Genomic DNA, 20,746 nt, shown 5'->3' on the forward strand with positions numbered 1-20,746 from the left:
AATTCTGATGAGGCTTATACTGATTTTAAGCCCTAATTTATTCCAAATTATCTTAAATTGGCATTTTATACAGCTGAAATGAATACAGACCAGGTTATAGCTCACATTAAAGACAATAATGTTCAAAAAATAAAATTTGCGTTTGCTGACATAGATGGCATTTTGCGTGGTAAGGTGATCAGCAAACAAAAATTTCTGGATGGCTTGCAAGGTGGTTATGGTTTTTGTGACGTGGTTTTTGGTTGGGATAGCACCGATACACCCTATGATAATGTTGAGGTGACCGGCTGGCACAGCGGCTATCCGGATAAGCAGTGTTATATCGATCTGTCGACTTTTCGGATGATCCCCTGGGAAGATAACGTGCCTTTTTTTATAGCTGATTATACAGGTCCTGATAAAAATGCATTAGATGTATGCCCAAGAAGCTTGCTAAAAAAGACAATAGCTGAGTGCGATGAATTGGGCTACGTAGCGCAATTTGCACAGGAATTTGAATGGTTCAATTTTTATGAAACACCGCAGAGCCTTCAGCATAAAGGTTTCAGGAATTTGGAACCATTATCTTCGGGTATGTTCGGCTACTCTATATTAAGGCCCTCTCAAAATAGGTCATTCTACAACGACTTGTTTGATAAGCTTACCCAATACCAAATACCAATTGAAGGCTTACATACAGAAACAGGGCCGGGAGTATACGAAGCAGCTATACACCACGCACCAACTTTAGAAGCTGCAGACATGGCGGTGCTTTTTAAAACTGCGGTGAAAGAAATTGCATCGCAGCATGGCTTAACTGCAACCTTTATGGCAAAATGGAATGAAAATTTGCCTGGCTGCAGTGGGCACATCCACCAAAGTTTATGGTCGGCGGATGGTGGTAAGAACCTATTTTACAATGGTACAGACCTAAACAAGATGAGCGAATTGCATAAACAGTACCTGGCCGGCCAGCTTTATTGTATGCCGCACTTATTGCCAATGTATGCCCCGACCATTAACAGCTATAAGCGCCTGGTAGAAGGTGCCTGGGCGCCAACTACCATCACCTGGGCAATTGATAACCGCACAACAGCGCTGAGGGTTATTAATACAGTTGAGAAAAACACCCGGTTAGAGACCCGCATACCCGGCTCAGATACCAATCCCTATCTCGCTATTGCGGCAGCACTGGCATCAGGCCTATATGGCATAAAAAACAAACTTAACTTGGACATTGCCGCAACAAAGGGTAACGGTTATGAGAATAAATCTAACGGTGTGCTGCACAATAACTTATTTGATGCTGCTACTGCAATGCAAAATTCTCCTGTTGCTAAAGAATTATTTGGCGATGGATTTGTAAAACACTTTACTCAAACCCGCTTGTGGGAACATAAGCAATATGCCAAAAGTGTGAGCGATTGGGAATTGAAAAGATATTTTGAAGGGATATGATCAGATTATTTGTAGTATCTACATTTAAAAACGGTAAACAATAGTATATTAGCCTCATTAACCAATGTATTACTTGGGATCAGGTCGCTCGATCCCGGTTCATAAAATGGACTTTCACCTAATTATAAGATCGGCCTGGGAGGGTTACGATAAATCTAAGACGATCCGCAGCATTGATGATATCAGTGCCATGGTGTCTACCAATCACGTGTACCGCATCACCTTTGATGACGACGATATTGTTATCGCCAAGCTATCATTCTTTGGCAAGTTTGAGCATTTTAAAGAAGATCATCGCATTATACAAGCGCTGTCAAACAACCTGTTGTACCCGTTCGAGAACCTGCTGTCGAAGTCCCTGCTTAAGAATAACAGGGTCTATATCTATCGCTACAAAAGCGGTAAAGATGATGCCTGGGTGGTTTTTTACAACCCAACCCGTATGGCAGAACGTTTGCCCCGCAGGTTAGATGATGATATGATCAGAAAACTGGGTAGCCAGATAGGCAAATTCCATAAAGCCTGCTCAAGGGTTAAGAACGTAGTTCCTAAATCATCAAAAACACTTCGAACAGATATTTACGACCTGCAAAGACAGTTAGATAAAGATGAGCAGAAATTTGGCACCCGTGCACAGGTAGATCTTTTAAAATACCATTGCGAGCAATTCCTGAAAAACCGGTCGCGGTATAACATGAGCTCGTTTGAGATCATACCTGTTTTTATCGACTGGAACATTGGTAATTTCTCGGTCACGGCCGACTTGGAGTTGTTTTCGCGCTGGGATTACGATTGGTTTAGGATGAGTTACCGTTTGCTTGATTTTTACTTTTTCAGCAGGGTAGTATCAGATGCCGGCGACCGTACCGTGTTCAGTTACGTGATAGGCCCAATGATGGAAGACCGGTTTATACTGTTCTTACAGGAATATCACAAAATTAACCCAATAACGGCAGATGAGATACGCTTTTTGAAGGAAGCTTACCGTTTCTTTATTCTTAATTATGTAATAAAAGATGGTAAATACTTTTTTAGCGAGCAATATGCAAAGAAATTACAGGCAGAAGCAATGGAAATATATTTGCCATCAGTAGATAGGGATTTCGATGCCGAAAAAATTATAAAGGCGTTAGGGCTTGAATGAGTGGTTGATTAAGTTAATTAAGTGAGTAGTTAAAATACCCTACACGATGAACTAATGAACCAATAAACTAATGAACAATTGAACTAAAACATGAAACGCATTGAGGATTTCAAATCGATTATAGACCGTTACGACGTTGTTTTTTTTGATGCGTTTGGTGTGCTGAAAACCCATAGTGGCTTGCTGCCGGGTATAGAAAGAACATTTGCCTATCTCGAAGCCCAGGGCAAAGAGTATTACATTGTTACAAACGATGCCTCTCGCAGCCCTGCGCAGCTTGCGGAATCTTATCATAAAAAAGATCTTCACTGCGTATCAGCAGATAGGATAATCTCATCGGGACAGCTTACTAAAGAATACCTGGAATTAAAGGTACATGATGGTTACGTGGCTTATTTGGGTACAGAAGAGTCTGCGCATTATATAGAAAGTGCCGGCTTAAAAACGCTACCGGTACGCGATGTGGACAGTACCAATATTGACAAAGTAAATGCGCTGGTATTTATGGATGACGAGGGTTTCGATTGGTTTCATGATATCAACAAAACCGTTAACCTGTTGCGCAAGCGTACCATACCGGCTATTGTTGCCAATACTGATTACGCTTACCCGGTATCAAAACACGATGTGAGCATTGCCATTGGTGGTATAGCGCAAATGATAGAAACTATAGTGGGCAAAAAGTTTATTCGGTTTGGTAAGCCTGATTCGCAAATGTTTATGTTTGCTTATGACCTTATAAGAGACTACCGTCCGATCAGTAAAAAGCAGATCGTCATGGTTGGCGACACTCTTCAAACAGATATTATTGGCGGTAATAAATTTGGTTTAGATACGATATTGGTATTATCCGGCAATACTTTGCCACAAGATGCAGATAACCGCATACAGGCTACAGGCATTGTGCCTACTTATATTTGTGAAAGTGCAGTTTTAGGGCCTGAGGCTTTGAATTTTTAATCTATGAAAACAGTTGTTATCAGTTGTTTTATGTTGCTTTTCACGCTGATTTCATCAGCGCAACAAAAAACTTTCACAAACCCCTTACTGCCCTCCGGTGCCGATCCTTGGGTAATAAGGCACGGTGATTATTATTACTATACCAATTCTACCGGTAGCAACCTGGCTATCTGGAAAACAAAGAACATGGCCGATCTTGGAAGGGCGCAGAAGCAAGTTGTTTGGACGCCGCCTGCCGGGAAAAGTTATTCAAAGGAACTTTGGGCTCCTGAATTACATTACCTCAGCGGTAAATGGTACATATACTTTGCTGCAGACGATGGGGATAATAATGATCACCGCATGTACGTAATCGAAAATCAATCTGATGATCCAACGAAAGGCACATGGACTTTTAAAGGGCGGGTAGGAGATGCCACTGATAAATGGGCTATAGACGGATCGGTTTTCGAACACAGGGGCCAGTTATTTATGATCTGGTCTGGCTGGGAAGGCGATTTTAATGGTCAACAGGATATTTACATTGCAAAAATGAAAAATCCGTGGACTATAGAAAGTAAGCGTTCCAAAATATCGGGCCCCTTGTTTGATTGGGAAAAAAATGGCGACTTAGGTAAAAATAGTAACCCACCACATGTTAATGTGAATGAAGGCCCCGAGATATTGATCCATGGTGATAAGCTTTTCCTTATATACTCTGCAAGTGGTTGCTGGACTGATTTTTATGCATTAGGTATGCTTACCGCATCTGCCGGTAGCGATTTTTTGGATCCCAATTCCTGGAAAAAATCTGACAAGCCGGTATTTCAGCGTTCAATTGAAAAAAGCGTGTATGCGCCTGGTCACAACTCGTTCTTCAAATCGGCAGATGGGAAAGAGGATTGGATAATTTATCATGCCAATTCAAAGGCGGGGCAAGGCTGTGGCGGTTTTCGTTCGCCAAGAATGCAAAAATTCACCTGGAATGCAGATGGCACACCAAACTTTGGTGAACCTGTCGCTGAAGGGACTGTTTTGAAAGCACCATCAGATAAGTAAATCAGAAAATTAGTAATTCATATTATGACAAACACATTTAATAAAGCAACTTTGGCAGTAATGCTGGCAGCAAGCGTAGCGTTTACGGCTTGTAACCAAGCTGCAAAAAAATCAGAAACAACCATGACAGATAGTACCCAAACCAAACCACAGCTACCTCAGGCTTCGGCATTTGAGAAAACCATTAACGGCAAACAAACTCACCTTTACATCCTGAAAAATAAAAATGGGATGGAGGCTGCGGTAACCAATTATGGCGGGCGTGTTGTAAGCTTATTAGTGCCCGATAAAGATGGTAAGCTAACTGATGTGGTTTTAGGTTTTGAGAACGTTGATGGCTTTATCAATTCAAAGGAACCGTATTACGGTGCAACTATCGGCCGTTTTGGTAACCGTATTGCAAAAGGTAAATTTAAACTGGATGGCAAGGAATATACCTTAGCTATCAACAACGGACAAAACACTTTACACGGTGGTCATCCGGGTTTCCAGGAAACGGTTTGGGATGCAAAACAGATAGATAGTGCAACACTTGAGTTAAGCTACCTTGCTAAAGATATGGAAGGCGGTTTTCCGGGCAACTTAAATGTTAAAGTTACCTATCAGATAACTGATGATAACGCCATGAAAGTGAGTTATTCTGCTACTACGGATAAAAGCACGGTTGTTAACCTAACCAACCATGCCTTCTTTAACTTAAACGGCGAGGGCAGCGGCACTATCTTGGATCACTCGGTACAAATGGCTGCAGATAATTACACCCCGGTAGATAGCACTTTGATTCCTACAGGTAAAATTGAAGCCGTTGCAGGCACACCGTTTGATTTTACGAAACCCACAAAAATTGGCGAACGTATTAATCAGCAAAACGAACAGTTAAAGAACGGCAAGGGTTATGACCATAACTTCGTGTTAAGCAAACATGACATCAGCACGCCGATAGCTACAGTAATTGGTGACAAAAGCGGTATCAAAATGGAAGTGTTTACAGAAGAGCCCGGTCTGCAGTTTTACAGTGGCAACTTTATGCAGAGCCAAAATACGATGAAGCACGGCAAAAAAGATGAATATCGTACATCATTTGCCCTTGAGACACAGCACTATCCTGATTCTCCGAACCAGCCAACTTTCCCTTCAACAGAGTTGAAACCCGGCCAGACTTATAAAACGCAATCTATTTACAAGTTCAGCGTGGTTAAATAACATGCTTTAACTGATCATAAACAAAAAGAGACACGATTTTCGTGTCTCTTTTTGTTTATGGTTACATTACTCTCCCCAAGCTGTGATAACAACGGACCGACTACCACCACGGTCGCGATGTTCACAAAGGTAGATGCCTTGCCAGGTTCCTAAAGCCAAGCGGCCATTGGTGATAGGAATGGTTACCGAGCTGCCTAACATGGCAGCCTTTAGGTGAGCGGGCATATCGTCCGCACCTTCATAATCATGCAGGTAATCAGGGTCGTTCTCAGGCACTGCCTTGTTGAAAAACATTTCAAAATCCTGGCGCACGGTTGGGTCGGCATTTTCGTTGATACAAAGCGATGCAGATGTATGCTGAATAAACACCTGCAGCATTCCTGCTTTTAACTGGCTTATCTGTGGTAAAGCGTTAGTAATTTCTCTTGTGATAATATGGAAGCCACGCCTTGCCTGCGGTAAATGAATAATCTGCTGAAATATTTTCATATTTAATAATACAAACTGATCCTGCATTATGTTCAAATTAAACCGGCCCTTAACGGATATCATAAGCAATGTATCTGTAACATATTGACTGTGACGTAATCAAACAAATATGAAAACAAAAGAGACCTTTAACCTAAATGGTAAAAACCTGGTTAACAAAATAAAAGAATTGATAGAAGAGGGTAACATCACCCGCATCACTATTAATGATAAAGCAGGCAAAGAGCTACTGAGTTTCCCATTAGCGATAGGTGTTGTAGCTGCCGTGCTGGCACCTATATTGGCTGCTGTTGGTGCGTTAGCCTTAGTAGTTGGTGAATGTTCGCTAACGGTTGAACGTGAAGACGGGACTGCTGCCGGCAACGATAATGAACATCCGCTTTAAGCGGATGGAAGGTTAACTGTAAAGGATGATCCGGAACCTATACGGCTGCTTACGGTAATTGAACCATTATTTGCTTCAGCAAACTCTCTGCAAAGCAGAAGACCAAGGCCGGTACCTTTTTCATTGCCGGTACCCCTTGTGCTGATATTACCCAAGTCGAATATCCCATCTAATTTGTCTGAGGCAATGCCAATACCATTGTCTGTAACGGTAATTGAAACCTTATGGTCGTCATGCTTTTCTGCGGTGATTGTTACGTTGCTGTTTTGAGGGCTAAACTTAACAGCATTTGATAGAAGATTCCTGATGATAAACTCAAAGTGATCCGGATCTGCAAAAATGCTTAAGTTCTCCCTTACCTTATTTTCAATAACAACGTCTTTATTTCCTGCAACGCCGCTTAAAAATGTCGCTGCTTTATTCACCAGGTCCCGCCCGTTAAAGGCAGATGGGTTTATCGGTATACCCTTGATCTGCTTTTGCCCCCAACGGAGCAGGCTATCCAAAGTTTCTAAAGATACCGTTGTGTTGTTTTTAAGTTGATTTAATAAATCTTTGCGCTGGCCGGGCTCCAGGTCATCATCATCAACAATATCGAGTAGATTGATCACCGAAATGAAGGGCGATCTCAGATCATGGCCTAATATGGAGAAGAGCTTATCTTTAACCATATTTGACTCTTTTAACTCTGCATTGGTTTTATTGAGTAGATAATTAAGCTTGCGTGTGCGGAAGTAAAAATAAACCAGCACCATCAGGATAATAAAAACTGCTACTATTACGCCATAAGATATACTTTGCTGCAGATCGCGCTTATTGTTATCAAAGCGAAGTTGTTGCTCTCTCGCTTTAGATTGGTTTAATTCGTAGGCATTTTGTAAGCTTACGATCTGCCTGCTCATTTTTTTATAGTAAAATTCGTTCGCTATCTGGTATTGCCTGTTGCGCGCTTTATATGCCTCCGGGTAATTCCTTTGCAATTCATAAATATTGGCAATAGCATTTAGCTCGTCAACCTGCTCTTTGTAAGCTTTACGGCTTTCGGATAGTTGTAAGGCTTCCTGCCAGTACGCCAATGATTTTGCCGGATTAATATTACCATACGTGGTTGCAAGCCCCATCAGCGTCTGTATCTGCCTGATGTAGTTATTTATCTTTCTGGCCTTGGCCAAGGCTGCCTGCTGCAGCTTAATAGAAGTGATAGTGTCGCCTCCTTTTGCATAAACAGATGCTAAAGTATTGGTCAGCGTAATGTTGAGCCCCTGGTATTTGGGTACCTCACTTAATTTCAATCCCTTAAGCAGATAAGGCTTAGCCTCGTTTAACCGGCCGGTTTCACGATAGGAGATAGCAATATCGTTAAAAAGGTTTAGGGAAAGATTAGAAAACGGTAAACCAGCATTTAATTTCTCAGCTATATGGTAGTACTGTAACGCACGGTCATGTTTTTTCTGGCCGGCATAAGCTTCACCTAAAGTGATGTAAGCTTCCATTTGGCCAAATTTGTCGGCAATATGCTGGCTTAGTTCTAAGGCAGTTAAGAAAAATCCGGTTGATCGATCGTACTGACCTTTACGCAGCTCTACTACACCTAACCGGATGTTTTCTGTAGCCATACCTTTACTGTCACCTATAATGCGGTATAGTTCAAGCGCTTGCAAATATTTTTTCCTGGAACTCTCAAATTCGCCAACGTTATCATCTATCATGCCTAACTGGTTAAGCATAACGGCTTGACCCTTTTTGTTGTGGGTAGTTTTGGCTAATTGTAAACCAAGATTGGCGTAAAATACCGCTGAGTCGGGCTTATCGTATCGGTATCTGGAAACCAGTTTATTGTAAAGCTCGATCTTATTGGTATCTGCAGCCGGGGTGATTTTTTGAATAGCCGCAATCCCTTTATTTGCCGATAACGCAAAGAGGATGCTTATAACGCAAAGAAGAAAAATACGCGCGGCAGTATTCACGGTATGTTTAAATGGGAATCAATCAACAGGGCTTCAAATATACAAAATATCTGCTGTTGTAAAGTTCTAACCTTAAAGCATATTACACATTAGTTAAAGTAATTTGTGAACAGATATATCTTGTAATTTAATGCAGCGTTAACATGAATGTTCACATTTTTACATTAAAAATTGAATGTTTAAAAACAACATTTGCTATAGTTTGTCATTAATATATAAATCTTAAACAACATGGTCATCTTAAAGCTTAAAACCGATTCAGATACTGAAAAACACGTAGAAATTGTTGCAGAAAGAGGGGTGTGGGGAAGCGGACTCTATAAGATTTTTTCTTCAAGGTTCCTGGGTAAGTTTACCCATAAAGACATGCTAAACGAGCCAACTGACGAAAACGATCCTAATTTTTTGGGAGAGATCAGTATCGATAAAGACGAAGAAAAGTGGGAGTATAAAGGCACAAAGCTTAAAATACCTGAACTGAAGAAGATAGCAGACTTCATATTTGATTACAAAGCGCCGGACGCGGTGTATTAGCATACAAAAAGAGGCGGATTTTTAAACCCGCCTCTTTTTATTTTATCCTTGTGCTGCCTCTTCAATATTAGCGATAACTATCTTATCCATTTGCATCATGGCGTGCATCACTCTTGCGGCTTTTTCTCTGTCCGGATCAGCGAGAAGTTTTCCTAATATTGGGGTGCAGATCTGCCAGGATAAACCAAATGGGTCTTTAAGCCAACCGCAGCGTGATTTTTTTCCGCCATCAGCGGTAAGTTTCTCCCAATAATAATCTATTTCTTCTTGTGTATCGCAACTGATAAAGAACGATACGGCCTCATTGAATTTAAAATGCGGCCCGCCGTTGAGCCCCATAAAATCCTGGCCGTGCATTCTGAATTGTCCGCTCATCAGGCATCCTTCCGGTCCTGGGCCTTCTTTGCTATAGCTGTTTGTATAAGTGATACTGAAGTCGTCAAAAACAGACTTATAAAAGTCCATCGCCTGCTGCAGGTTATTATCAAACCAAAGAAAAGGGATTATCTTTTTCATAATTTAAATTTATAATCCAAAGATACGGTGTAAACGAATGCCGGGTAGGGGCTGAACGCGACAGAAATAGATGCTGATCAGGCTGTTAGATCCTGCCGAAGAACATGGTCCATTTGCGCATGCGATTCAAAGGCAAGGCATTAAGCTGTTCTTTTGTAAGTTGCCAAGTCCAGTTTTCGGATTGACTGGCCGGCGTATTCATTCGCGCGTTTTCATCAAGGTCAAGCCAGTCTTGTATCGGGATAATTGCTAAATCACAAACTGATGATAATGCTTCTTTTATAAGCACGTTAGTTATATTACTCTCTTTCGGTTTTATGCCGGTGTACCTTTTCAGGTTTTTCATCGATGTTTTATCAGCGTCTTCATTAAACCAGCCTAAGGTGGTGTTATTGTCATGTGTACCTGTATATACTACATCAGTAGGCTTATGCTGATGACTGATATGTGGGGAACTGGCAATGTTATCTCCAAAGGCAAATTGCAACACTTTCATACCCGGCAGATGGTAGCGATCCTTAAGTTCATATACAGGTTTATCGATCTCACCAAGATCCTCTGCCACAAAAGGCGTAGCAGGGAAGGCTTTTTTAAGCTCTTCAAAAAAGTCACTGCCGGGCCCTTTCATCCAAGTCCCATTAATGGCTGTTTGTTCTCCTGCTGGTACGCTCCAGTAGGCCGAGAATGCTCTGAAGTGATCTAATCGCAAAAGATCATACCATTCCAAGTTTTTTGCTATCCTTTTTATCCACCAATTATAACCTGTTTTCTTCAGGTTTTGCCAATTAAAAGTTGGCATGCCCCAAAGTTGTCCTTCCTCATTAAAGTAATCCGGTGGCACGCCGCAAATGCTTGCCATGTTCAGGTCTTCGTCAAGATCAAATAGCCCCGGATTTGCCCAAACGTCTGCGGAATCATGACTGATGTAAAATGGAAGGTCACCAAATATTTTGATGCCCAAATTATTGCAATAGGCCTTAAGCTGGTACCATTGCGTGGTAAATATAAATTGATACCACTTTAATTCAGCCAATCTTTCCTCGTGTTCAACTGAAAGTTTGTTGAGTGTTTTGCTATCGCGAAGTTTAAATTTGTTGTCCCATTGTTGCCATGGCGCATCGTCGTTTATCTCTTTCAGAAGCGAATAGAGTGCAAAATCGTTCAGCCACCATTCTTCCTTTTTACAAAATTCAGCAAATGCAGTTTTATTTTCAACGGATGTGTTGAAATGCTTCCAGGCTAATTCAAGTAATTGAAATCTTGCGCTTTCGGCAGCAATAAAATCAACTTTGCTTCCCGGGATTATTTTAAACTTTTGCAGCTCACTATCATTGAGTAAACCATCTTTTACTAACAACTCCGGGCTTATCAGCAATAAGTTACCAGCCTGGCTTGATGTGCCACTGTAAGGTGAAAAGGCATCCGTTTCGCTTACTGCATTAAGCGGTAGTATTTGCCAGTATCGCTGATTAGCAGCCTTTAGTTGGTTGGCAAAAGCAAAGGCATTGCTGCCAAAGTCGCCGTTGCCAAATGCAGAAGGCAATGATGTAATATGGAGCAATACACCGGCACTCCGTGCACTGTCTGACGGCTTAAGATTTAATACGGTCAGCGGCAGATCGACCAGGATCTTCTTTAGTTTGATCTCTGCTTTAAGCGAGATCTCTTTTCCAGTGATGGCATCACTACAGCGTGGCGGCGCTTCATTCGGAAGCAACACAACGGTGTTGGCCCAATGCTTTGCATCATATTTATCGATGCCGTTCTCGGCAACGTTGGTTAACGTTAGCGGTGCAATTGTGATAATCCATTCGTCTTTAAAAACACGCGCAAACGCAATTACGTCGTTAGCATGTTTGCCTTTGACTTGTAGTGGCAAATAGTTGCCATTAGAGAAATTTCCTATCGACGATCGTAACTTCAGTAGTTTTTGAAGTAAGTGTAGTTTAAAAGAGCCGTCGCTTTGTATCCATGCTTTAGCGCCGAAGCCTTCCTGCAGTAAGTTTTGTCTCAGCTCATAATCAACCGGTCTGCGGTTATCCGGGTCTACCATGCTCAAGTCCCAAAGTTCACAGCCCTGATATATATCTGGTACTCCCGGGCAGGTTAGTTTAAGTGCCACTTGCGCATACGAGTTAATAGCACCATACTGCGCAACCTTTTTATAGAATGCTTCAAAGCTTTTCCAAAATGGTTTTGTATCATCCAAAAGATTTAAGGCAAACGCTTTTGTCGCCTTTTCATAATCTTCGTTTGGCGACGCCCAGTTGGAATGTACTTTCGCTTCCCGTAAAACTTTCTCCAAATAAGCACTTAAGCGCTTTTTGTAGGTTTGCAGGTCTTCAGTGCCTCCTGCGTAAGTGCCGATAAGTGTTTGATATATAAAATACTCGTCGTTGGTATCGGGAGCGTCACCTTGTCTTAAACCGGCATTTATCTCACGCCATTTGTTCACTTTATCAAACCACTCGTCACCAAGATGGCTTAAAACATTTAAACGGGCGCGTGCATCTTCGCCTCGTTTGGTGTCATGGGTAGATGTTCCGTTTAAAGCCAGCGGCCATTGTTGTTGCCGCGCCTGCATCAATTGATGAAACTGATCTGCTGTTACACCAAAAGCGTCGGGTGCGTCGCCAACCTCGTTATGTGCAATAAAGCGGTTGTAGGTATACATCAGCGTATCTTCAACACCTTTGGCCATCAACGGCCCGCTGAATTGCATGCAGCGTTGATAAAACACTAGTAAGTTTTCATTAATATCCGACTCAAACAAGCTAATTTGATCTTTTAAAACGGATGCAAGTTTGTCCTGCTCATCATCATTTAACGGCCACTTATTACCATAAAAACGGTACACGGGAAGATCTATCAACAGATCGGCTATTGAGTTTTTTACATTAGCAAAATTTGACCTATCTCCCAAACCCAATTCAAAATAATAATTGATAAGGTTATCCAGTTCGCCATTCATGTAGGTTGTTAGGATCAGCCTCTTTTTATCGAGTATCTGATTTTCGACCGCTATAGAATCCCCAATAAGTTTTTGGTAGTGTTTGTTAAAAGCTTTTTCCGCTTTTTTATCGGTAAACAAATTATTCACCTGCGCCAAAAAATCGTAGCCACTGGTACCTTGTATAGGCCATTGCGGTAGCTTTTCGCTCTGTTCTAATATCTTTTCAGCTACAATGTAAACATCATCGCCAACAAGTTGGCGCAAACGTTCTGTATATTGCTCGGGATCATACAAACCGTCAATGTGATCTATACGCAAGCCCTGGATGACACCTTCATTTATGAGTTGAACAATAAACTGATGGAAATGATCAAATACTTCCTGCTTTTGGATGTTCAAACAGATCAAACTATTTACCGTGAAAAAACGGCGGAAATTGATTCGGTTATCAGTTTCCTTCCAGCTGCATAAACGGTAGTATTGCTGTGAAGCAAGCTCCACTAAAAGAATTTTATTTTTATTTATGGAGGCAAGATCGGCTTTTTGCAAGCCAGTCGTAGCGGCGTCATTCAACGGCCAGCGCTGGTCTGCATAAGCCAAAAAGAATTCTTCATTTTCGTAAACTACACTTAAGTCGCCATTATCGATCACATTTTGCAGATCATCACCAAGAAACGGTACCATAATGGGGCCTTTAAAGAATGCGCCATCTGCTAAACCCTGGTCGAAATAATCTTTGTATTTTGATTGCGGACCATTCTTTAGCACATCCATCAACCACTTATTATTGTGATGGAATGCCATGTGGTTGGGAACGATATCCTGCAGCCAACTTATACCGGCTTCTTTAAGTTTAAAGCTGATTTCCCTTAACTCCTCAAGGGTTCCTATTTCGGGGTTGATAGATAGCGGATCAGTACCATCATAACCGTGATTACTACCCGGGACCGCATTGAAAATAGGGGAGGCATAAAGCGTTTTTATACCCAGATCTGACAGGTAGGGAATGATGGCTTCAAGGTTCTTGAAAGTGAAATCTTTATGAAACTGTATCCGGTAGGTAGCGATAGGGTCAAACATGATCTTTAGCGTAAATGATTATTGATTCAGGTTTGATTATTTTTGGTTGCTGACCAGCGGATGAGGAAGAGAAAATAATCTTGCCTTCAGATGGTGGTTCAAAGGTTTGCTCTGCTTTGGAGAAATTCATGAAGCAATAAACGTGTTGCTCATCCTGCCAGCGGTGCAATTGTAACATCTGTTTTTGCTCATCGCAGCTCACCTCGAGTTGTTTTCTGTTGTTGCTTTTTAATGCCGGAGTTGACTTTCGTAAAGCGATCAACTGTTTGTAGTAACCAAGCATTTGTTGGTGATCCGCCTCCTCAAGACTGTCCCAATTTAGTTTTGATCTTTCAAACGTCTCCGGCGATTGAGGATCCGGCGCTTCGCCTTCCGCATGGAAAGCTTTAAACTCATTGCGGCGGCCATCTCTTACAGCTTTGATGAGTTCCTTGTCCGTATGGCTAACAAAGTACAAGAAGGGATTTTGCTCGCCGTATTCTTCTCCCATAAACACCATTGGCAAATAAGGGCTTACCATTATCGCAGCAGCCATGAGCTTTTGCATATTAACGCTGAACAAATTGCTTGTTCGCTCGCCGAGCATGCGGTTACCTACGTGGTCGTGGTTTTGAGTAAAAACAACAAACTGTTCGCCGGGGTTATCTGCTTTGGTACCAAATGTTTTCTGGCGGCCCTCCGAATAAACACCATCGTAGACATAAGCATCCTGGTAAGCTTTTGCAAGATGTTTGATGCCTTCAAACTCGGCATAATAGCCGGTTTTATCGCCACCTGCGGTTACACGTAATGCATGGTGAAATTCATCTATCCATTGTGCATCCATCCCAAAACCGTTCTGTATTAGCGGATTGATAAAACGATTGTCGTTTAGATCAAATTCGATGATCAGGTAGTGCTTATTTCCTGTTTCTGCCATCAATCCGTCCACACGCTCACGTATTTCATGCAGGATGTGTTTAGGACCGAAATCTTTTATGGCGTGCACAGCATCTAACCGTAAAGCATCTATCTTGAAATCACTAAACCACATCAAAACGTTTTCTATGATATACTTTCGTACCTCATCAGATCCGGCATCGTCAAAGTTAATGGCATTACCCCATGGAGTATGATATTTATCGGTAAAGTAAGGGCCAAATTCGTTAAAGTAGTTTCCTTCAGGTCCTACGTGGTTGTAAACCACATCCAATATAACTGCAAGACCTTCTTTGTGGCAAGCATCTACCAGGTCGGCCAATCCCTGTGGACCTCCATAAGAACTTTGCGCCGCATACGGAAATACTCCGTCGTATCCCCAATTACGTTCGCCGGGGAATTGTGCAACAGGCATAATTTCAATAGCGTTAACACCAAGTTCTTTCAGGTATTTTAATTTGGTGACAACACCATTAAAATCCCCACAGGGCGTAAATGTACCAGTGTGCAACTCATAAATTATATAATCTGCCAAGGGTATGCCTGGCTGTGCTTGAGTAGGCAATTCTAACTTTACTATTTCAGAATATCCGTGCACGCCTTGCGGCTGGGAGCGAGAGGCAGGGTCTGGAAGTTCCTTTTTACCATCAAGTCTGAATTTGTAAAGGTCGCCGGGTTTAAGTTCATCTGTAATAAGCGTATGGTATCCTCTGGCTTGTTTTTGAAGATCAAAGGACTTACCGCTTTCTAAAACAAGTTCAACATTGGAAGCGTTTGGCGCCCAAAGCACTACAGAAATTTCGCTGTTATTGATAAATTTTATCCCCGGCACCAGATCCTTCCTATTTTTCATAATCAGTTAGCTTTGCTTCGCAGTACTATTACCGAGCGCCCCTCAACGGTGATCACTTCTTTTTTAGCTAAGGGCTGATCGGTGGTTTCATCGTTGCTGGTATCTAAAATGATCTCCCATTTTTTATTCACTAATACATCGGGGATGTGATATTCTAACTGTTCATAATGCGCATTGAAGATCACGTAGAAATCATCATCGGTAACCGGTTCGCCAACATTGTTTACTGTATGCAAACCCATACCATTTAAGAAAATACCCAACGATCTGGCAAAGTCATGGTTCCAGTTTTCTTCCTCCATCTCGTTACCTTCAGGTAAAAACCAGGCAATATCTTCCAGGCCTTTGCCCTTAACCGGCCTTCCCTGGAACCATCTTCTGCGGCGGAACGCAGGATGATCTTTACGTAACTGGATCAAACGCTTTGTAAACTCCAACAGTTCCTTATCAGCAGCAGCCCAGTTTAACCATGATATCTCGTTATCCTGGCAGTAGGCATTATTGTTACCGTTTTGAGTGCGGCCAAATTCATCGCCGGCAACCAGCATGGGTACACCTTGCGATAAAAATAATGTAGTTAACAGGTTGCGTTTTTGACGGGCGCGGAGTTTATTTACTTCCGGGTCATCAGTAGGCCCTTCGGCACCACAATTCCATGATCTGTTGTGGCTTTCGCCATCGTTGTTATCTTCACCGTTGGCCTCGTTGTGTTTTTCATTGTAAGTAACAAGGTCATTAAGGGTAAAGCCGTCATGTGCGGTGATAAAGTTGATACTTGCAGTAGGGCGGCGGTTATCATCCTGGTAAAGATCGGGGCTGCCGGTGAAGCGCTGGCCAAACTCGCCAAGCATACTATCGGCACCTATCCAGTAGTCGCGGATACAATCGCGGAACTTGCCGTTCCATTCTGTCCATCCCGGCGGGAAGTTACCAACCTGGTAGCCGCCTTCACCGATATCCCATGGTTCGGCAATCATTTTAGCCTGTGATATAATTGGGTCCTGGTAAATAATCTCAAAGAAACCACTTAACTTATTCACATCGTGCAACTCACGTGCAAGGGTGGCGGCAAGGTCAAACCTAAATCCGTCAACATGCATCTCTGTGATCCAGTAACGGAGGCTGTCCATAATGTAGCGCAGCACATTAGGCAAGTTGGCATTTAAGGTATTGCCGGTGCCGGTATAGTCGTTATAGTAGCGTTTATTATCATCAACTAACCTGTAATATGATGCATTATCAATACCCTTAAATGATAGGGTTGGCCCCATTTGGTTACCTTCTCCGGTATGGTTATATACCACGTCCAATATTACCTCGATGCCGGCCTTATGCAGTTCTTTTACCATTTGCTTAAACTCCTGCACTTGTTCGCCGCATGGCACGTTGCCTGCATAACGAATATCAGGAGCAAAGAAACCTATAGAGTTGTAACCCCAATAATTTGATAAGCCTTTTTCAAGCAAGTGACGATCATTTACAAACTGATGAATAGGCATCAGTTCTACTGCGGTAACGCCCAGCTCTTTCAGATATTTAATTGATGCCGGGTGACCAATAGCTGCGTAAGTTCCGCGGATCTCTTCAGGTATATCAGGATGCATCTGCGTAAAACCCTTAACGTGCATCTCGTAAATAACAGATTGATAATAAGGAATACGAGGGAACTTATCGTCCCCCCAATCGAATGCAGAATCAATAACAACAGATTTTGGGATAAACGGAGCACTGTCAGTATCACTGTAGCTTAAGTCTTCATCAGCATTACCAACTTCATAGCCAAAAAGCGAATCATGCCAGTCTATCGTTCCTGATAAAGCTTTGGCATAAGGGTCGATGAGTAATTTGTTGACATTAAACCTTTGGCCATTCTGCGGATCGTAAGGGCCGTCAACCCGGTAGCCGTAAAGCTGTCCAGGGTTAACACCAGGTAAATAACAATGCCATATCTGATGCGTACGTTCGGTTATTTTTATTTTCTCCTCGGGGGCATCGCCATTGAAAAGGCAAAGCTCAACGCCTGTCGCGTTATCTGCATACAAAGCGAAATTAACACCGTTGCCGTCCCACGTAGCACCCAGAGGATAAGGTTTTCCAGGATAGATTTTGTTCATGTTCTTTTAAAGGATATTATTCCTGAAATGTTTTTTGCAATCGTGATTTTCTTATTACGAAACAATTGTCGATTGACATTTGCTGCATTATATCAAAACTTTAAGCTTTTTGATAACAAATGATGCTAATGGTTGTTGCAAGGGAAATATTTAAGATATAACAAGCAGTAAATGGAAAAACATACCTACCAAACAGGTATCATAGGCAATTGTGCCTATTTAGCCCACATCAGTACAGATACAAATGTTGAATGGATGTGCTGGCCCCGTTTTGATAGTCAGTTTATTTTTGGTGGTATGCTGGACAGAAATAAAGGAGGCGAATTTTCCATTAAACCAATGGGAGAATATACCACTAAGCAATACTATTTAGAAAACACAAACATATTACGCACAGAGGTTACCTGCGAGAACGGGAAGTATCGTATCACTGATTATGCCCCGCGTTTTCGCAGGCATGACCGTTATTTTAAGCCGCTTATTTTACTACGCAAAATTGAGCCGCTTGAGGGTAATCCACGCATCAGGGTTATCTGCGACCCTGTTTGCGATTACGGTCGCAAGAAATGGACAAGGGCTTTAGGCAGCGATTCAATAGCATATACCAGCTGCGATGAACACATGACGCTTACCTCAAATATCCCGCTAACCTACCTGGATGAGCAGGCATATTTTTCGCTTAACGATACCCGCTACCTGCTGTTAAATTATGGGGTTGAGATAGACCGTTCATTAGTTGGCCTTGCTGAGGAATATTTGCGTGAAACCACTGATTACTGGCGACTATGGATCAAGCACTCATCTATTGCCGGATACTTTCAGCCATATGTAATACGCTCAGCTTTGGCTTTAAAGATCCATCAGTACGAGGATACAGGCGCTATCATCGCGGCAAGCACCAGCAGTTTACCCGAGTTTCCGGGTAGTGGGCGTAATTGGGATTACCGCTATTGTTGGCTGCGCGATACATATTATGTGCTTACCTCGTTAAATCACATCGGGCATTTTGAGGAGATGGAACGTTATTTTGGTTACGTAACAGATATCTCCTTCGGCGAAAGTACATTCAGATATCAGCCGCTGTACGGTATCGACGGCCGTAAAGATCTTACTGAAGAGATAATGGATCATCTGGAAGGTTACTTAGGTAACGGCCCGGTGCGTATTGGTAACCAGGCATCAGAGCATATCCAGAATGACATTTACGGGCAGGTACTGGTCTCTTTGTTGCCGCTATACACAGATCATCGTTTTGTTTTTAGCGAACGCAAGGATTCTCATAAATGGATATCATCTATACTGGATAAAATTGAACGGACCATTGATGAAAAGGACGCGGGTATATGGGAGTTTAGGAACATAGCGCACATACATTGCTATAGTAATCTGTTCCAATGGGCTGGTTGTTGTGCTGCCGAAAAAATTGCGCTCACGATAAACAACGAAGAATTGGTTGAACGTGCGCTGGCACTAAAAGCCAGGGCAGCAGCGCATATAGAAAGTTGTTACGATCCGGTACGTAAAGTGTATACGCATGCTGCAGGCAGTCCGCACCTTGATGCGAGTACGCTGCAACTCATCATGATGAATTATCTGGATCCTTCATCACAAAGAGCTAAAGACCACCTTATAGCGCTTGAAAACGAATTGAAAACGGAGGGTGGACTATTCTTCAGGTATATTCACCAGGATGATTTTGGCAAGCCCAAAACAACTTTCCTGATATGTGCCTTTTGGTATGTAGAGGCACTTGCCTGCGTTGGCCGCATGGACGATGCCATGCGCGAATTTGAAAAATTGATGAAATACTGTAATCACTTATTGCTGTTTAGTGAAGATGTTGATGAAAAGACGGGCAGCCAATGGGGTAATTTCCCTCAGGCGTACAGCCATGTAGGTTTAATGAACGCCGCTTACCGTATAGCAGTTAAGTTAGACAGGCCAATATTTTTATAATGGAAAGGCAGTTTAATGCGTGGTCTAAACAAGTACCACATTTTCTATGGAACGTCATTATCATAGCCGCGGTATTGGCTATAGGCTTCTTAGTAAAATTTGTTGTTAAGCTGTTGCTGAATTACTATAAAAACAGGAAAGAAGCCGAGTATTCATTCTTGCGTTCTTTTGTTACGCATTTTAGCAGATCGCTTAATCATTTTATCCCGCTTTTAACGCTTAACATCCTGTTGCCTTACTTTGCACTAAAGGATGATTATGCGGACGATGTAAAAAAGTGGTTAGGTATTTTGCTGTTAATATCGTTTGCAGCGCTGCTTACCAATGCTATTAAAATTCTTGAAGACTTTATTTACTATAAATACGATTTAAATAAAGAGGACAACTTAAAAGAACGGAAAGTGCGCACGCAATTGCAGTTTGTGCGCAAACTCACCACTGTGCTTATCATCCTGATAACACTGGCGCTTATCCTGCTAAGTTTTGATAATGTCCGCAAGTTGGGTGCAGGTTTGCTTACAGGTGTAGGTATTGGCGGTATCATTATCGGCTTCGCTGCACAAAAATCATTAGGCAACTTGCTGGCAGGTTTTCAAATAGCTTTTACACAGCCCATCCGTATAGATGATGTACTGGTGGTTGAAGGCGAATGGGGCAGGGTTGAAGATATAACCCTTACCTACGTAGTGCTCAATATATGGGACCAACGCAGGTTAATACTACCTATCAACTATTTTATAGAAAAGCCATTTCAAAACTGGACGCGTACTACATCCCAGTTATTGGGCACCGTATTTTTGTATGTAGATTACGAGGTGCCAATTGACTCGCTTCGTACCGAACTGACACGCTTATTAAACGAAACGCCGTTATGGGATAAGCGTGTTGGTATATTACAGGTTACAGATGTTAAACCAAGTACTATCGAACTCCGCGCTTTGGTTAGTGCACGTAATTCTTCGATAGCTTTTGACCTGCGTTGCTACATCCGCGAAAACCTGATCAAATACCTCCAGCAGAACTACCCGGCCAGTTTACCTAAAAATAGGATACAAATTGATTCCGCTCCGGATGCGTTCAAAAAAAGCTTTGTTTCTGATGTGTAAGTCGTCATTGTGTCTTGAAATGGTCATTTAGTGTTGATAATCAATATTAAAAAATTAATTACTAATTAAAACCCAATATAACTTACGCTGTTT

15 protein-coding genes are annotated in these 20,746 nt (G+C 42.1%); 9 read left to right on the top strand and 6 right to left on the bottom strand.

The features are described from left to right. Nucleotides 1-78: 78 nt before the first annotated feature. The 5 genes from FPZ42_RS10175 to FPZ42_RS10195 all read left to right on the top strand — a co-directional run bounded on the left by FPZ42_RS10175 (nt 79) and on the right by FPZ42_RS10195 (nt 5,782). Nucleotides 79-1,437 (top strand): glutamine synthetase family protein, encoded by a 1,359-nt coding sequence (locus tag FPZ42_RS10175; protein WP_146270989.1) that lies wholly within the window; start codon nt 79-81, stop codon nt 1,435-1,437. A gap of 106 nt (nt 1,438-1,543) precedes the next feature. After that, on the top strand, nt 1,544-2,581 hold the full coding sequence (locus tag FPZ42_RS10180) for a hypothetical protein (RefSeq protein ID WP_186458739.1): 1,038 nt from the start codon (nt 1,544-1,546) through the stop codon (nt 2,579-2,581). Between the two features lie 90 nt (nt 2,582-2,671). Further along, nucleotides 2,672-3,541, top strand: a complete 870-nt coding sequence (locus FPZ42_RS10185; RefSeq protein WP_146270993.1) for an HAD-IIA family hydrolase — start codon at nt 2,672-2,674, stop codon at nt 3,539-3,541. Nucleotides 3,542-3,544: 3 nt separating this feature from the next. Continuing rightward, nucleotides 3,545-4,579 carry a glycoside hydrolase family 43 protein gene (locus tag FPZ42_RS10190; protein ID WP_146270995.1) on the top strand — a complete coding sequence of 345 codons (1,035 nt, stop codon included), beginning with the start codon at nt 3,545-3,547 and terminating at the stop codon, nt 4,577-4,579. A 24-nt stretch (nt 4,580-4,603) separates the two neighbouring features. Then, entirely contained in the window at nt 4,604-5,782 is a 1,179-nt protein-coding gene (locus FPZ42_RS10195) for an aldose epimerase family protein (protein WP_261382273.1), read from the top strand. Between the two features lie 66 nt (nt 5,783-5,848). Here FPZ42_RS10195 and FPZ42_RS10200 read toward each other — a convergent pair whose 3' ends face one another. Beyond that, nucleotides 5,849-6,271: a secondary thiamine-phosphate synthase enzyme YjbQ gene (locus FPZ42_RS10200; RefSeq protein WP_146270997.1), complete on the bottom strand. Its 423-nt coding sequence runs from the start codon at nt 6,269-6,271 to the stop codon at nt 5,849-5,851. A 109-nt stretch (nt 6,272-6,380) separates the two neighbouring features. Here FPZ42_RS10200 and FPZ42_RS10205 point away from each other — a divergent pair, with 109 nt between their 5' ends. Then, a complete protein-coding gene (locus tag FPZ42_RS10205) occupies nt 6,381-6,656 on the top strand; it encodes a DUF4342 domain-containing protein (RefSeq protein WP_146270999.1) in 276 nt (91 codons plus the stop codon). On the opposite strand, the gene FPZ42_RS10210 is transcribed toward FPZ42_RS10205, so the two are convergent. Beyond that, nucleotides 6,653-8,623: a tetratricopeptide repeat-containing sensor histidine kinase gene (locus FPZ42_RS10210; RefSeq protein WP_146271001.1), complete on the bottom strand. Its 1,971-nt coding sequence runs from the start codon at nt 8,621-8,623 to the stop codon at nt 6,653-6,655. The two genes, FPZ42_RS10205 and FPZ42_RS10210, sit on opposite strands and share 4 nt — an antisense overlap. Nucleotides 8,624-8,854: 231 nt before the next feature. Between FPZ42_RS10210 and FPZ42_RS10215 the strand changes: the two genes are divergently transcribed. Further along, nucleotides 8,855-9,157, top strand: a complete 303-nt coding sequence (locus FPZ42_RS10215; RefSeq protein ID WP_146271003.1) for a hypothetical protein — start codon at nt 8,855-8,857, stop codon at nt 9,155-9,157. A 42-nt stretch (nt 9,158-9,199) separates the two neighbouring features. Here FPZ42_RS10215 and FPZ42_RS10220 read toward each other — a convergent pair whose 3' ends face one another. The 4 genes from FPZ42_RS10220 to glgX all read right to left on the bottom strand — a co-directional run bounded on the left by FPZ42_RS10220 (nt 9,200) and on the right by glgX (nt 17,591). After that, a complete protein-coding gene (locus FPZ42_RS10220; RefSeq protein WP_146271005.1) occupies nt 9,200-9,673 on the bottom strand; it encodes a VOC family protein in 474 nt (157 codons plus the stop codon). Between the two features lie 85 nt (nt 9,674-9,758). Next, nucleotides 9,759-13,706: a malto-oligosyltrehalose synthase gene (gene treY, locus FPZ42_RS10225; protein WP_146271007.1), complete on the bottom strand. Its 3,948-nt coding sequence runs from the start codon at nt 13,704-13,706 to the stop codon at nt 9,759-9,761. Further along, nucleotides 13,699-15,477: a malto-oligosyltrehalose trehalohydrolase gene (gene treZ / locus FPZ42_RS10230; protein ID WP_146271009.1), complete on the bottom strand. Its 1,779-nt coding sequence runs from the start codon at nt 15,475-15,477 to the stop codon at nt 13,699-13,701. The genes treY and treZ overlap by 8 nt, the downstream gene beginning before the upstream one ends. Before the next feature lie 2 nt (nt 15,478-15,479). Continuing rightward, nucleotides 15,480-17,591: a glycogen debranching protein GlgX gene (gene glgX / locus FPZ42_RS10235; protein ID WP_146271011.1), complete on the bottom strand. Its 2,112-nt coding sequence runs from the start codon at nt 17,589-17,591 to the stop codon at nt 15,480-15,482. A 171-nt stretch (nt 17,592-17,762) separates the two neighbouring features. Between glgX and FPZ42_RS10240 the strand changes: the two genes are divergently transcribed. Both FPZ42_RS10240 and FPZ42_RS10245 read left to right on the top strand, forming a co-directional pair. Further along, nucleotides 17,763-19,547 (top strand): glycoside hydrolase family 15 protein, encoded by a 1,785-nt coding sequence (locus FPZ42_RS10240; RefSeq protein WP_146271013.1) that lies wholly within the window; start codon nt 17,763-17,765, stop codon nt 19,545-19,547. Then, nucleotides 19,547-20,653, top strand: coding sequence for a mechanosensitive ion channel family protein (locus tag FPZ42_RS10245; protein ID WP_146271015.1), 1,107 nt, complete (start codon nt 19,547-19,549; stop codon nt 20,651-20,653). Before FPZ42_RS10240 ends, FPZ42_RS10245 begins: the two co-directional genes overlap by 1 nt. Nucleotides 20,654-20,746: the final 93 nt, after the last annotated feature.

The sequence above is a fragment of the Mucilaginibacter achroorhodeus genome, assembly GCF_007846095.1.
Taxonomy (GTDB): domain Bacteria; phylum Bacteroidota; class Bacteroidia; order Sphingobacteriales; family Sphingobacteriaceae; genus Mucilaginibacter; species Mucilaginibacter achroorhodeus.